Raw genomic sequence first — 12,485 nt, 5'->3', positions numbered from 1 at the left:
CCCGTGATGGACGAGACGGAGTTCTGGGAGCTGGTCGACTCCACCCGCGAGGCCGCCGAGGGTGACCCCGAGGACCAGGCCGACCTGCTGGTGGACCGGCTCACCGGCCTGGACCCGGAGTCGGTGCTCGACTTCGCCCGGCACTTCGAGGCCCGCTACCAGCGCGCCTACCACTGGGACCTGTGGGGCGCCGCCTGGGTGCTGCTGGACGGCGCCAGCGACGACGCCTTCGACTTCTTCCGCTGCTGGCTGATCGGCCAGGGCCGGGAGGTGTTCGAGGGCGCGGTGCACGACGCGGACGCGCTCGCCGACCTGCTGGTGGACTTCGACCCGGAGATCGACGGGGACGGCGAGGAGCTGGGCTACGCCGCCGACGAGGCCTACGAGCAGCTCACCGGCACCATCGCCCCCGACCTCGGCATCCCGGCCGCCCCGGCGGAGCCCGAGGGCACGCCGCTGGACCTGGAGAACGACGGCGAACTGGCCGCGCGCTGCCCGCGGTTGTGGCGGCGGTTCAGGGAATAGGCGCTCCGCCGGAAGTACCCCGTACGGTGTCGGCCGGCCGCGGCGCCGTCGTGGCTCGTCGCGCGGTTCCCCGCACCCCTGCGGGGCGCGGCCGGACCGCGCGGTGGACCTCGCCCGGCCCGGTCAGGGGGCATCCGTGCGGGGCGGTGTTCCCGGCTGCGGCGCGCGTACCGGGGCGGTGCGCGCGGCCGGGTGAAGGATCCGGCCCGGCCTGCCGGCCACGACGGCCCCGGTCGGCCACGACGGCCCCGGTCGGCTACGACAGCCCCGGGTACGGCGCCTCGGCCACGACGGCCCCGGGTACCACGGCCCAGGGGGTGAAGCCCCGGCCGCGGAGACCCGGGTACGGCGCTCCCGGGGGGTACGACGGCTCGGCCGCGGCGGCTCGGGTGCGGCCCTGGAGGCGGGCCGCGAGCCGGCGGATCTCCGGAAGCGCGGCGGACAGGGACGCCCCCGGACAGCTGGTCATGAACGCGTCGGTGTGGCCGGCGAGGGTGGGCAGCGTGGCCGCGGAGCCCGCCCGGAACCGGCTGCGGCTGTTGCTGGACACCAGCCGCACGGTCGCCCGGGGGTCGGTGTCCGACAGCCCGAGTTTCCACGCGGCCAGCGCGGCGATCGCGTCCGACATCACCCGGGGCACCGGCACGCCCGCGGTGAAGGTGCCGATGGCGGCGATCCCGGCCGTGCGGTGGTTGAAGCCCTGGGTGTGGGCCCCGGTCACGGCCCGTGTGACGCCGCCCGCCCGGCCCTCGTAGACGACCCCGCAGCGGTCGACGAGGAAGTTGTAGCCGATGTCGTCCCAGTCCCGGGCGCCGGTCTGGTCGGCGTACAGGTACCGGATGATGCGGGGCGTCTCGGAGCAGTCGTAGGCGTTGGGCGAGTCGGTGTGGTGCACGAAGACGGCGAGGACCCGGTCGTCGTAGCGCGGCGGCGGGGTGCTGCCCGGGGCGACGTCCTCGGTGAGCCAGGCCGACCGGGGCAGGATCGCCGGACGGGGCGCGGTGTGCGCGGCGGCGCGGCGGGGGGCGGTCCGGTGCGGGTCCGGCCGGCCGGGCCCGGACGCGCTCAGGGCCAGCCCCAGGGCGACGGCGGCGGCCACACCCGGCAGGCAGGCGAGCACGATCAGCGCGGGGCGGGGTATCCGTACCCGGCGGCGGCCACGGACCTCCGCCGCTCTCCGGAAGGCCGCTCGAAGGACACGCATGCCCCCACTGTCGGACGGTTCCGTTCCGCCCGCGATGTGTGCTGTGCCACCCGGTGGAACCATTGTTCCCCTGTGCGGCGTTTCCCCGGGTGACAGCGCCTGCGACTGATCACCGGGCGCATCGCCCGCGTACCAAGGGGTCAGAGGGAAAGGCGGCTCCGTGGACCTGTTCGACATCCTGCTGCTGGTGGTGGTCCTGGCCTACGCCGGGTCCGGGTACCGGCGCGGCCTGGTGGCCGGCTGTGTCTCGCTCGCCGGGTTCGTGGGCGGCGCGGTGCTCGGCGTGTGGGTGCTGCCGTGGGTGATGGAGCTGGTGACGCCGGGGACCACGGCGGCCACGGCGTTGGCCGTGGTCACGGTGCTGCTGCCCGCGGTGGTGGGACACGAGCTGGCCGGACGGCCGGCCCTGCGGCTCCGGCGCGAGCTGGACCGGGGCCCGCTGAGAGTGGCCGACGGCACCGGCGGGGCCGTGGCCAACGCGGTGGCCGTGCTGGTCGTGGCCTGGGTGGCGGCGAGTGTGCTGGCCGCCTCCTCCTCGCCGCTGCTGACCTCCGCCATCCGCGACTCGCGGCTGCTGGGCACGGTCCAGCAGACGATGCCGGACACCACTCCCGGGTGGTTCTCGCGGGCCACGTCGGCGCTGACCGAGGCGGGCTTCCCGCAGGTCTTCAACCCGTTCGAGAACGAGTCGACGGCCGAGGTGCCCACCCCCTCCGGGGACAGCGTCACGCCCGCGGCCACCCGCGCCGCCCAGCGGGCCACGGTGAAGATCGAGGGCTCCTCGGGCACACAGGGGCGCGAGGGCAGCGGGTTCGTGTACGCGACGGAGCACGTGATGACCAACGCCCATGTGGTGGCCGGCATCGACCGGCCGCAGGTGCGGGTCGGCGGCGTCGGGCAGGTGCACCCGGCGCGGGTGGTGCTCTTCGACCCGGCCAAGGACGTGGCCGTGCTGTACGTTCCGGGGCTCGCGGCGCCCGTGCTGGAGTTCGAGGACACCGCGGCGCGCGGGGACCGGGCCGTGGTGGCGGGCTACCCGGAGGACGGCGGGCTCGACCTCCAGGCGGCCACGGTCGCCGTCCGGCTGCACGCCCGGGGGCAGAACATCTACAGCGACGGGACCGTCACCCGCGAGATCTACTCGATCCGCTCGACCGTCCGCCCCGGCAACTCCGGCGGCCCGCTGCTGACCACCGACGGCAAGGTGATCGGCGTGGTCTTCGCCCGCTCCACCTCGGACCCGCAGACGGCGTACGTCCTCACGGCGGACGAGGTGGCCCCCGAGGCGCGCCGCGCGGCGACGGCGACGACCCCGGTGGACACGGGCCGTCTGATCACACCCTGACCGGACCCGCGGGGCCCCCGGGAGGCGCGGCGTGCGGGGCTGACGGGGCTGACGGGGCAGGCTGGGCTGACGGGGCAGACGGGGCAGGCTGGGCTGACGGGGCAGACGGGGCAGGTGGGCCGGTGTGGCAGGGCAGGCGGTGCGGGAGCGTCGGACGGCGCGGCGGCACCGGACGTGCGGCCGCGGCAGGACCCGGCCGGGTCGCGACGGGACCCCGCCGGGCCGTCCGTGACCGCCCCTGCGGACGGCGGCCGGCGCGCGTGCCGCGCCGGCATGCCGGAGCGGGAACCGCCGGCCCCGGCCGCGCACGGCCCGCCGGGCACGGTGCCCGGGGCCGGACCGGGCGGACGCTCACCGCCGTCCCGGGGGTGCGAGCCGGGCTGCGCTCTCGCGACACGCCCCGGCCGACGTGGCCGAGGCGGTGCCCGGCCGGCGCGCCGCACCCGGCAGGATGGGGGCATGACGCGTGCGCGAATCGTGGTGGCCGGGGCGTCCGGGCTGATCGGCAGGGCGCTGGTGGAGTCCCTGGCGGTGGACGGGCATGAGGTGGTGCGGCTGGTGCGCCGGCCGCCGAGAGCGGCGAACGAGGCCCGGTGGGACCCGCAGGGCGGGCGGGTGGACACGGCCGCCCTCGCCGGGTGCGACGCGGTGGTGAACCTGGCGGGTGCGGGGATCGGCGCCCGGCCGTGGACGGCGTCGTACCGGGAGGAGATCCGCTCCAGCCGGGTCCTCGGCACCCGCACACTGGCCAGGGCCGTCGCCGCGCCGCAGGTGCGGCCGCGGGTCTTCGTCAGCGGCAGCGCGATCGGCTGGTACGGCGACACCGGGCAGCGCGCGGTGGACGAGGACGCGCCGGCCGGGGACGGCTTCCTGGCGTCGGTGTGCGAGGAGTGGGAGGCGGCGGCCGCGCCGGCGCAGGAGGCGGGCGTACGGACGGTGTTCCCCCGCACCGGCCTGGTGGTGGCGCGCGGCGGCGGGGCGTGGGGGAAGCTGTTCCCGCTGTTCAAGGCCGGCCTGGGGGTGCGCTTCGGGGACGGCCGGCAGTACTGGTCGTACGTCTCGCTGCACGACGAGGTGGCCGCGATCCGGCATCTGATCGACCGTGACGACCTGTCGGGCCCGTTCAACGTGACCGCGCCGAAGCCGCTGACGAACCGTGAGATCACCGCGGCGATGGCCGGGGTGCTGCACCGTCCGGCGCTGCTCGCCGCGCCCGCGCCGGTGCTCCGGGCGGCCCTCGGGGAGATGGCGGGCGAGGTGCTGGGCAGTCACCGGGTGCTGCCGAAGCGGCTGCTGGAGTCGGGGTTCGTGTTCGCGCAGCCCGGCATCGAGGACGCGATCCGCGCGGCGCTCGACTGACGGCGAGGCGCCCGGCGGACCGCGACAGCCGGGCGGGCGGGGCGGAGCGAGGCCGGCCGGCGCGAACCGGGCGGAGTGGCGGCGGAGCGGTGGCACGTGAGGCCGCCGAAGTGCACGGAGGCTGACGGGGGTTGGTCGAGGTGGACCCGGGCCGGCCGACGCGGCCGAGGTGGGTCGGAGGGCCCCGGGTCGGAGGGCCCCGGGCCGGAGGGCCCCGGGCCGGACGGAGCGGGGGGCGGCGGCCTGGTCGACGGCGGGGTGCGAGACGGTGTACGTCCGGAGAAGGAGAGTCGACGACCACGTGCGACCGGTATGCGACCGTGCTCTGCCGATGCGCGACTGCCTCTGATCGGTCCCGCTCCTAACCTCGTCGAGCGGGACTCGGGTATCCCCGGAGCCCATCGGGGGCATGAGGTCTCCACCGGCCGCGCAACCTCAAGGAGGGGCACGTGCTACAGCCCGCGTATCAGGCGGACGTCGTCGTGGTGGGAGCCGGGGTCGCCGGGCTCTCCGCAGCACAGAGGCTGACCAGAGCAGGGGTCAGCACAGCCGTCCTGGAAGCCGCCCCCTCGGCGGGCGGCCGCATGTCGACCGAGAAGGTCGACGGGTTCCGGCTCGACCGCATGGCGCAGCCGCTGTCCACGGCATATCCGGAACTGGCCCTGACTCCCGGCCTCGACGCCCTGGTCCTGCGCCGGTTCGCGCCGGGCGTCCTGCTGCACGGCGACGGCCGCCGGTACCGGGTCGGCGCCCCCGCACACCGAGGGAGCGCGAGGGGCGCACTTCACACAGTGCGCGCCTTCGCGAGCGCCCCCCGTCCGCAGCAGCACGGCCATCCCGTGGGCAACGCCGTGGACCAGGCCAGGCTCGGAGCCGCGCTGGCCCGGCTCTCCGCGACACCGGCCGAGCGGCTGCTGGCCCGGCCGGAGCTGACCGCGGACCGGGCCCTGGCCTCCCGCGGCCTGCCGGCCCGCACGGTCGACGGCTTCCTGCGCCCGCTGCTCGCGGCGCTGCTGGGCGATCCGGGCCTGAGCACGTCCAGTCGCTGCGCCGACCTCGCCCTGCAGGCGTTCGCGGCCGGGCGGCTGTGCGTACCGGAGGGCGGCGCCGAGGCGCTGCCGGAACTCCTCGCCCGCACCCTGCCGACCGGCACCCTGCACACCGGGATCCGGGTCACGTCGGTGTCCACCACCTCGGTGACCACGGCCGAGCACGGCGAGTTCCGCTGCCGGGCCGTCCTGCTGGCCACCGACGCCCGCAGCGCCGCCGGTCTGCTGCCCGGCCTGCGGGCGCCGGACTTCCACGCCCTGACGGTCGTGCACCACGCCACGGACGCGCCGCCGCCCGCGGGCGCCGCGCTGCTGCTGGACGCGGACCGGTCGGGCCCGGTCCTGCACACGGCGGTGATCAGCGAGGTCGACCCGACCCGGGCGCCGACGGGCCGGGCGCTGGTCTCGTCGACGGTCGCGGGCCCGCCCGGCCCGGGCCTGGACACCTCGGTGCGGCTGCACCTGGCCCGCCTGTACGGCACGTCCACGACCCGCTGGGAGACCCTGGCCGTGCACCACACCCCCGAGGCGCTGCCCGTCATGCGCCCGCCGCACGACGTCCGCCGGCCGGTCCGGCTGCTGGCGGGCCTGTACGTGTGCGGCGACCACCGGGACACCAGCACGGTGCAGGGGGCGCTCCACTCGGGCCACCGGGCGTCGGCGGCGATCCTCGCGGATCTGGGAGCGGGCGGCTGCCTGCACACGGCGGAACCGGTACGCCAGGCCGCCTGACCGGCCCGCAGCGGCTCCGGCCGGCAGCGGCTCCGGCCGACAGCGGCTCCGGCCGACAGCGGCTCCGGCCGGTCGGCCCGGCCGGAGCGCGGACCCGTCACGCCCGGCCGGCGCCGCAAGGGCGCCGCGGGCGCCCCGTGTGACTCCGCGGGATCCCGCGGGACCGCTCCGGCGCACCGGGCCCGGCGGTCAGCCCAGGGCGGCGATCCTGTCCCGGTAGCCGCGGACCGGGGCGGCGTCGCGGTAGGGCTCCAGGCGGCGTTCGAAGTCGCGGACGTACTCCACCGCCCGGACGGAGCGCATCTCCGCGGCCTGTCCGGCGGCCTCCGCCGCCAGCAGACAGGCCTGGTCCAGCTCGCCGAGCCCCAGCCGGGCGGTCGCGAGCACGACGCGGCAGAGCAGCCTGGAACGGGCGAAGGCGGGCGCGCGCAGCCGCAGGGCCCGTTCGGCGTGCTGCACGGCCGCCCGGTACTGCTGCAGGTCCCGGTGGCAGTGGCCGAACTCGTCGGCGAGCTGCGCCTCGTCGAAGAACCGACCCCAGTACGGCACCTCGTCCCCGGGCCGGGCCGCCTCCAGCGCGCGTTCGGCGCGGACCAGGGACGCCGTGCAGGCCCGCACCTCGCCGAGCACGCCGTGTCCGCGGGCCTCGGCCGCGTGCAGCAGGGACTGCACGGCGGGCGGCGCCGCGCCGCCCACGCCCTGCTGGGCGACCCGGGCCAGCTGCACGGCCTCGCGGCCGTGTCCGAGGTAGACGGCCTGGCGGCTCATGGTGACCAGGACGTACGACCCGTAGGCACGGTCCGCGGCGGCCTGGGCGAGCCGCAGCGCCTGCACGAAGTAGCGCTGCGCGAGCCCGTGCGCGGCGATGTCGTAGGAGGTCCACCCGGCCAGCCGGGTCAGGTCCGCGGCCGCCGCGAACAGCCGGCGGCCGGTCTGCTCCCCGTAGGTGCCGCGCAGCATCGGCTCGCACTCGTGCTCCAGGTAGCGCACCAGGGCCTGCCGGGCGTGACCGCCGCCGTACATGTCGTCCAGCGTGCGGAACAGGTCGCCGACCGAGCGCAGCGCGGCGATGTCGCCGCCGCTGACCCGCTGGCCGGCCCCGCGCTCGGCCCCGCCGCGCTGGCGCGGCACGGCCGGGCGGCCCTGGGCGGGGACGCGGGGCTGCTCGCCGCGGGCGACCCGCTCGTCGGCCCGCCCGATCAGCCAGTCCCGGCTGGGCACCACGAGCCCGGCCGGCGTGAAGGCGATCTTGCGGAGTTCGGCGTGGCTGCCGGAGTCCTTGCGCCAGAGGCCGCTGACGATGTCGACGGCCTCTTCGGGGCCGCCGGCGAACTCCAGCCCCGCGTAGACCGGGGCGCACGCGTCGAGGCCGAGGTCCTGGGCGGTGAGGCGGCGGCCCAGGCGGCGGGTGAACACCTCGGCGATCAGCGCCGGTGTGGTGCCCCGGGGCTGCTGGCCACGCAGCCAGCGGGTGACGGAGGTCTTGTCGTATCTGAGATCGAGCCCGTGTTCCAGGCCCAGCTGGTCCACACGGCGGGCGAGACCTGCGTTGGAGAACCCCGCTTCTGCGATGAGCGCGGCGAGCTGTCGGTTGGGGGTGCGCTGCGCGGGTCGTTCCGTCATGTGCGGTGCGGTCTCCTGCCTTCCCGGGCTTTCCGGAGTGCCGGGCCACGGGATGTGAACCGCGGTGCCTGGACGTTCCGAAGTGCCGGGAATTACCTGTGAGCAGCCCTTATGGCCTTACGAACGGCGCGAATGTAGCGGAGCGTAAGCGGGGCGTCGCACACTTCGACGCCCATTCATCCGATCGTGTGAGGATTGCCCGTAGAGCTGACGTGCGACGGGGAGTCGTACAGTGGCGTGGGCGTGTTGCGCGCCCGGCAGCAGTCTTGCCGGACCGGCCGGACCGGCCGGACCGGCCGCACCCGGCGGCCCTGTCAGCCCTGGCAGTGCCGTCGGACGTGCCGGACCTGGCAGACCTGTCAGCCCTGACCGACCCGTCAGCCCTGGCAGACCAGTCAGATCTGACAGACCCTGACGACATCGAGGAGGCGCTTGCCGTGAGTGAGCTGCGGTTCGTCCGTATGGGATTCGGGACCGAGGCCGTGGAGTACCAGGGGGCGTGGGACGAGCAGCGCCGGGTGCACGCGGCGCGGTTCGCCGACGAGGTCCCGGACACCGTGCTGCTCCTGGAGCACCCCCCGGTGTACACGGCGGGCCGGCGCACCGAGGACGGGGAGCGCCCGCTGGACGGCACCCCGGTCGTCGACGTGGACCGCGGCGGCAAGATCACCTGGCACGGCCCGGGACAGCTCGTGGGCTACCCGATCCTGAAGCTCCCGCGCCCCGTGGACGTGGTCGCGCACGTCCGGCGGCTGGAGGAGGCCCTGATCCGCACCTGCGCGGAGTTCGGCCTGCAGACCTCGCGCGTCGAGGGCCGCAGCGGGGTGTGGGTGCTCGGCGACCCGGTCGAGCGGCGTCCGGCGCTCGGCGGACTCGCCCTGGACTTCGACCCCCGGCTGCACGACGAGGAGTTCGACCCGCGGCTGAACGGCCCGGAGTACGCCCCGTCCAACGCGGGCCAGCGCCGCGAGGACCGCAAGATCGCCGCGATCGGCATCCGCGTGGCCAAGGGCGTCACCATGCACGGCTTCGCCCTGAACGTGAACCCGGACAACGCCTGGTTCGACCGGATCATCCCGTGCGGCATCCGCGACGCCGGCGTCACCTCGCTGGCGAACGAGCTGGGCCGCGACGTCACCCTCGACGACGTCCTGCCGGTCGCCGAGCGGCACCTGCGCGACGTCCTGGAGAACGCCGAGCCCAGGCCGCGCACGATCGAGAAGGCGCCGGCCGCGTAGGCGGGGCGGCACATGGACCACGGCCCCGCGCACCGGAGCCGGCCGCACAGGCCGGGCGGCCACGGAGTCAAGGCCGACGGCACCGTCGGCCGGCAAATCAACGGGCGTACCCTGGGGGACGCCGAGGAATCAATCGCTAGGGAGCCGGTCGTGTCCGCAGTCGCACCCGACGGACGCAAGATGCTGCGCCTGGAGGTCCGCAACAGCCAGACCCCCATCGAGCGCAAGCCCGAGTGGATCAAGACCCGGGCGAAAATGGGCCCCGAGTACCTGAAGATGCAGAACCTCGTGAAGGGCGAGGGTCTGCACACCGTCTGCCAGGAAGCCGGCTGCCCCAACATCTACGAGTGCTGGGAGGACCGCGAGGCGACCTTCCTCATCGGCGGCGACCAGTGCACCCGGCGCTGCGACTTCTGCCAGATCGACACCGGCAGGCCCGAGGCGCTCGACCGCGACGAGCCGCGGCGCGTGGGTGAGTCGGTGGTCACCATGGACCTGAACTACGCCACCATCACCGGCGTCGCCCGCGACGACCTGGAGGACGGCGGCGCCTGGCTGTACGCCGAGACGGTGCGCCAGATCCACGCGCAGACCGCCGGACGCGAGGCCGGCCGCACCAAGGTCGAGCTGCTCGCCCCCGACTTCAACGCGGTCCCCGAGCAGCTCGCCGAGGTCTTCGGCTCCCGCCCCGAGGTGTTCGCGCACAACGTGGAGACGGTCCCGCGGATCTTCAAGCGCATCCGCCCCGGCTTCCGCTACGAGCGCTCCCTGCAGGTCATCACCGCCGCGCGCGACTACGGTCTGGTCACCAAGTCGAACCTGATCCTCGGCATGGGCGAGACCCGCGAGGAGGTCGGCGAGGCGCTGCGCCAGCTGCACGAGGCGGGCTGCGAGCTGATCACCATCACCCAGTACCTGCGGCCCTCGCTGCGCCACCACCCCGTCGACCGCTGGGTGAAGCCGCACGAGTTCGTGGAGCTGAAGGAGGAGGCCGAGCAGATCGGCTTCTCCGGCGTGATGTCCGGCCCGCTGGTGCGCTCCTCGTACCGGGCCGGGCGGCTGTACCGGATGGCCGTGGAGAAGCGGGGCGAGTACGTCGCCGCGCAGGCCGTGTGAGGGGCGGCCCGCCCACGGCGAGCGCCCGACGGTGAACGTGCCCGCGGGGTGAACGTGCCCGCGGGGTGACGTGCCCGCGCACGCCACCGGCGGCAGCGAGTGTGTGAAATCAGGCACAAGTAATTACCGGCCAGTAGTGGCCGGTTGGACGTGGCCCCGGCCGTCCCCGCAGATGGGGCGCACGCCGGGGCCATGCCGTTGTCGGCGCACCTCCGAAAGTCGGCGCAGAAAGGTTTCACTGGTGTTTGACCCCTCGGTCACGCCCTGGTAACACCAGACAGTGACGCTTGACTCACACCACGTACACCCGTACCGAGGGGGCCCTCCACCATGCAGGCCGCGCCCGTACGCGCCACCGCGATCCCGTCCTTCACCGACGCGCTCCGCGCCGTCGAGTCCCTGCTGATGAGCGGCGGCCAGCGGACCGCCCGCCGCAACGCCTGGACCTCCGTCCTGGAGGACCGCCGCCGTGCCAAGGACCGGGTCGAGACACAGCGCTTCCTGGAGCAGGCCACCTCCGGCCGTTCCTGACCGGGCGCGCGCCACGGATGTCCCCGGCCCGCTCCCGGCCGCGGGCGTCCGCGAGCGGCACTGCCGTCGTCCGCACTCAGCCGGACACGTAGACTTCGGGGCATGGCGAGGAAGGAAAGCGCGGCGGAGGCCGCCAACCCCGGGCGACTGAAGCAGATCGCCCTGACCTACAAGATGACCCGCAGGGCCGACAAGAAGATCGGTCTTGTACTCGCGGCTGTCGGAATCGTCACCTTCGGTGTCTTCCTCGCGATCGGTTTCTTGATCGGGCACCCCATCTATCTCGGCATCCTGGGCCTGCTGCTGGCCTTCCTCGCATCGGCGATCGTGTTCGGCCGCCGGGCGGAGCGGGCCGCGTTCGGGCAGATGGAGGGCCAGCCGGGCGCCGCCGCGGCCGTGCTGGACAACATCGGCAAGGGCTGGACGACCACTCCCGCGGTGGCGATGAACCGCAGCCAGGACGTGGTGCACCGGGCGGTCGGCAAGGCCGGCATCGTGCTGGTCGCCGAGGGCAACCCGAACCGGGTGAAGTCCCTTCTGGCCGCCGAGAAGAAGAAGATGAACCGCATCGTGGCGGACGTGCCCGTGCACGACCTCATCGTGGGCAACGGCGAGGGCGAGGTCGAGCTGAAGAAGCTGCGCACGACCATGCTCAAGCTCCCCCGCGTCCTGAACGGCCCGCAGGTCACGGCGACCAACGACCGGCTGCGCGCCCTGGGCGACCTGATGAGCAACATGCCGTTGCCGAAGGGCCCCATGCCCAGAGGCATGAAGCTCCCGAAGGGCGGGGGCCCGAAGGGGCGCTGAGCCCCGGACCCGCGTGGCCGGCCACCGGAAGGACCGCACCCCCGCCGGGAGCGGACCGGACCCGCAGCCCCGCCGGAGCCGCCCGCTCCGCCTCCCTACCGACACCGAGGGGGCGCACGGTATGACACCGCGCGCCCCCTTCTGCGTGTGCGGGGCCCGGACTCACTCCCCCCTGTACCCCCTGTACCCCCCTGTACCCCCGTGTACAGGGCCGCTCACGGGTACGGGATGCGCACGCGTACGGGGCGCCCACGGGTACGGGACGGACGCGTGGGACGGACGGGAGGCGCGGGCCTCGGACGGACAGGACGCGCGGGGCCCCGTCGGGCCCACCCGCCTCACGGAACGCGCGGGCGCCCCGTCGGGCCCACCCGCCTCACGGAACGCACGTGCACCGCTCGCCACGCGCACCCACGAGCGCCACGCGTACCCGCGAGCCCACGAGCGCCGGGGCGAGCCTCAGATACGCACTTCCACCGTGCGGGCGAGGCGGTCGTGGAGGCCGCGGCCGTCGCGGTCCCAGACCAGCGCGGGGATCGCGAGGCAGAGCAGGACACTGCGGAAGAAGGCGCGCGGCGGGCTGACGGTCTTGGTGTCGGCGGCGACCACGCGCAGCCCGAACAGGCGCTTGCCGGGCGTGGAGCCGATCGTGCCGACGGTCAGGACGCTGAGCACGAAGAAGATCAGCAGCGCCCAGTTGCCGGTCGCCTGGCCGTAGCCGTCGGTGATCAGCCCGTATGCGATGAACAGGCACAGCCCCCAGTCGACGGCGAGCGCTCCGAGGCGCCTGCCGGGGCGGGCCACCGAACCGGGGCCCTGACGGGGCAGCCCGAGCTGCTCGCCCGGGTATCCGAGGTCGGCACCCGCTTCCTCCATGGCCGCGCGGGGCCCGGAGAGCCATGATCCGATTGCTTGCCTCTTGTCCACCCGTACACGGTACTGCGAGGGCCTTCCAT

General features: G+C 75.0%; 10 protein-coding genes and 1 pseudogene. 8 read left to right on the top strand and 3 right to left on the bottom strand.

The window, feature by feature from the left end; genetic code table 11:
- Nucleotides 1-6: 6 nt before the first annotated feature.
- Nucleotides 7-525, top strand: a complete 519-nt coding sequence (locus AC5K6T_RS05255) for a DUF4240 domain-containing protein (RefSeq protein WP_493207351.1) — start codon at nucleotides 7-9, stop codon at nucleotides 523-525.
- Nucleotides 526-916: 391 nt separating this feature from the next.
- On the opposite strand, the pseudogene AC5K6T_RS05250 reads toward AC5K6T_RS05255, so the two are convergent.
- Nucleotides 917-1,648: pseudogene (locus tag AC5K6T_RS05250) on the bottom strand (peptidoglycan recognition protein family protein); the annotation flags it as partial.
- Between the two features lie 241 nt (nucleotides 1,649-1,889).
- Here AC5K6T_RS05250 and AC5K6T_RS05245 point away from each other — a divergent pair.
- From AC5K6T_RS05245 to AC5K6T_RS05235, 3 genes are all read left to right on the top strand, one after another.
- Nucleotides 1,890-3,074: a MarP family serine protease gene (locus tag AC5K6T_RS05245; RefSeq protein WP_493206063.1), complete on the top strand. Its 1,185-nt coding sequence runs from the start codon at nucleotides 1,890-1,892 to the stop codon at nucleotides 3,072-3,074.
- Between the two features lie 459 nt (nucleotides 3,075-3,533).
- Nucleotides 3,534-4,433 carry a TIGR01777 family oxidoreductase gene (locus tag AC5K6T_RS05240; RefSeq protein ID WP_493206061.1) on the top strand — a complete coding sequence of 300 codons (900 nt, stop codon included), beginning with the start codon at nucleotides 3,534-3,536 and terminating at the stop codon, nucleotides 4,431-4,433.
- Between the two features lie 449 nt (nucleotides 4,434-4,882).
- Nucleotides 4,883-6,214 carry an NAD(P)/FAD-dependent oxidoreductase gene (locus tag AC5K6T_RS05235; protein ID WP_493206060.1) on the top strand — a complete coding sequence of 444 codons (1,332 nt, stop codon included), beginning with the start codon at nucleotides 4,883-4,885 and terminating at the stop codon, nucleotides 6,212-6,214.
- Between the two features lie 189 nt (nucleotides 6,215-6,403).
- On the opposite strand, the gene AC5K6T_RS05230 is transcribed toward AC5K6T_RS05235, so the two are convergent.
- Nucleotides 6,404-7,837, bottom strand: a complete 1,434-nt coding sequence (locus AC5K6T_RS05230) for an NsdA family TPR-like regulatory protein (protein WP_493206059.1) — start codon at nucleotides 7,835-7,837, stop codon at nucleotides 6,404-6,406.
- Between the two features lie 437 nt (nucleotides 7,838-8,274).
- On the opposite strand from AC5K6T_RS05230, the gene lipB reads away from it, so the two are divergent.
- From lipB to AC5K6T_RS05210, 4 genes are all read left to right on the top strand, one after another.
- Nucleotides 8,275-9,075: a lipoyl(octanoyl) transferase LipB gene (gene lipB / locus AC5K6T_RS05225; RefSeq protein WP_493206057.1), complete on the top strand. Its 801-nt coding sequence runs from the start codon at nucleotides 8,275-8,277 to the stop codon at nucleotides 9,073-9,075.
- A gap of 150 nt (nucleotides 9,076-9,225) precedes the next feature.
- Nucleotides 9,226-10,191, top strand: coding sequence for a lipoyl synthase (gene lipA, locus AC5K6T_RS05220; protein ID WP_493206055.1), 966 nt, complete (start codon nucleotides 9,226-9,228; stop codon nucleotides 10,189-10,191).
- Nucleotides 10,192-10,521: 330 nt separating this feature from the next.
- Complete coding sequence (locus tag AC5K6T_RS05215; RefSeq protein ID WP_493206053.1) at nucleotides 10,522-10,722, top strand: SCO2195 family GlnR-regulated protein; 201 nt, start codon at nucleotides 10,522-10,524, stop codon at nucleotides 10,720-10,722.
- Between the two features lie 102 nt (nucleotides 10,723-10,824).
- Nucleotides 10,825-11,529 (top strand): DUF4191 domain-containing protein, encoded by a 705-nt coding sequence (locus AC5K6T_RS05210; protein ID WP_493206052.1) that lies wholly within the window; start codon nucleotides 10,825-10,827, stop codon nucleotides 11,527-11,529.
- 459 nt (nucleotides 11,530-11,988) lie between these two features.
- On the opposite strand, the gene AC5K6T_RS05205 is transcribed toward AC5K6T_RS05210, so the two are convergent.
- Complete coding sequence (locus AC5K6T_RS05205) at nucleotides 11,989-12,456, bottom strand: RDD family protein (RefSeq protein ID WP_493206051.1); 468 nt, start codon at nucleotides 12,454-12,456, stop codon at nucleotides 11,989-11,991.
- Between the last annotated feature and the right edge of the window lie 29 nt (nucleotides 12,457-12,485).

This window comes from Streptomyces sp. B8-7 (assembly GCF_058833805.1).
Note: the sequence above shows the minus strand (reverse complement) of the source record. Positions and strands in the feature narration are given on the sequence as shown.